Annotated in this window: 1 protein-coding gene; it reads right to left on the reverse strand. The window is 74.4% G+C overall.

The window, feature by feature from the left end; all coding sequences use genetic code 11:
• Nucleotides 1–1374 (reverse strand): DUF2252 domain-containing protein (locus tag CCN56_RS41140; protein WP_086832589.1); only part of this gene is annotated, 1374 nt, incomplete at its 3' end.
• Between the last annotated feature and the right edge of the window lie 121 nt (nt 1375–1495).

Here is a 1495-nt window from a genome sequence, read left to right on the forward strand (position 1 = left end):
GACGGCGAAGGAGGCGACGGCCTCGTCGAGCTCCTCGTTCTTGCCGCAGTAGCCGGATATCAGGCGCGGGTCGGCGCTGTGGGCGTGCGCACGGGCGAGCAGGGCGCCGGTCATCCGCCCGTAGTCGTCGAGCTGCTCCGCGGTGAGGGCGGCGGGATCCACGCTGCCCTTGCGGTTGCGGAACTGGCGCACCTGGAACGGGCGCCCCTCGACCGTGGTCCAGCCCAGCAGGATGTCGCTGACGACCTGCATCCGCTTCTGCCCGAGCACCACGCGCCGTCCCTCGTGGCCGGTGTCCGGCACGGTGAAGCCGGCGGCCGGCAGATGGGGCAGCAGGGCCGACGGCCGGGCCTCCTTCACCTGGAGCACCAGGGGCTCGCCCCGGTGGTCGAGGAGCAGGACCACATAGGAGCGGGTGCCGACGCTGCCGGTGCCTACCACCCGGAAGGCCACGTCGTGGACGGCGTACCGGGCGAGGAGCGGCAGTCTGTCCTCGGACACGGTCTCCAGGTACGCGCCGAGGGAGGCGGCGACCTCGGCGGCCTCGGCGTCCGGGACCCTGCGCAGCACCGGGGGAGCGTCCACGAACCTGCGGCCGCCGCCCTCGGCGTCCGTCACGGCCTCGGTCGACCGGGCGGCGAACCGGGCGCTCGTGTTGTTGCGGGCCTTGGCGGAGACCCGCTCCAGGGTGCCGAGGAGGTCGCGGGCGTCGGTGTGCGAGACGAGTTCCTCGTCGGCGATCGCGTTCCAGGCGTCGTGGGCGGGCAGGCGGGCGAGCAGGCGCATGGTGCGCCGGTAGGCGCCGACGGTGTCGAAGGCGGCGGCCCGGCACACGTCCTCGTCCGCTCCCACCTCCCGTCCGGCGAGGACGAGGGAGGTGGCGAGCCGCTTGAGGTCCCATTCCCAGGGGCCGACGACGGTCTCGTCGAAGTCGTTGAGGTCCATGACGAGCCGGCCGCGGGCGTCCCCGTAGAGGCCGAAGTTGGCGGCGTGCGCGTCGCCGCATATCTGGGCGGCTATCCCGGTGACGGGCGTCCCGGCGAGGTCCTGGGCCATCAGTCCGGCGGAGCCGCGCAGGAAGGCGAAGGGGCTCGCCGCCATCCTGCCGACCCGTATCGGCGTGAGCTCGGGGACCCGGCCCCGGCTCGATTCCTCGACGGCGCGCACGGCGTCCGGACGGTCGGCGGCGAGGGCCGGCCGGTCGTGCGAGGAGCGGGGGACGCGCTCGCGCAGCTGCTTGCCGCGGTCCTTGGGGGAGACCCCGGTGCCGGGCGCGGTGCGGCGCGCGAACCCCGGCACGTGCGGGACGCGCGCCCCGTCCTGCCCTCCGTCCGTGCCGCGCTGTCCTGGCACGACGGCCCGGTTCTCGTCCATGGGACGCCCTCCCCCGATGCGTTGTCCAACATCATCCGGCCCAGACCGTACCGCCGTTCCCGATCGACCGTCTCCCCCTGTGGACAACGCCTGTGGACAACCCCCGGGTCCCGTCCCCGGG

Source organism: Streptomyces sp. NRRL B-24572 (genome assembly GCF_002156145.1).
In the GTDB taxonomy this organism is placed as follows: Bacteria; Actinomycetota; Actinomycetes; order Streptomycetales; family Streptomycetaceae; genus Streptomyces; species Streptomyces vietnamensis.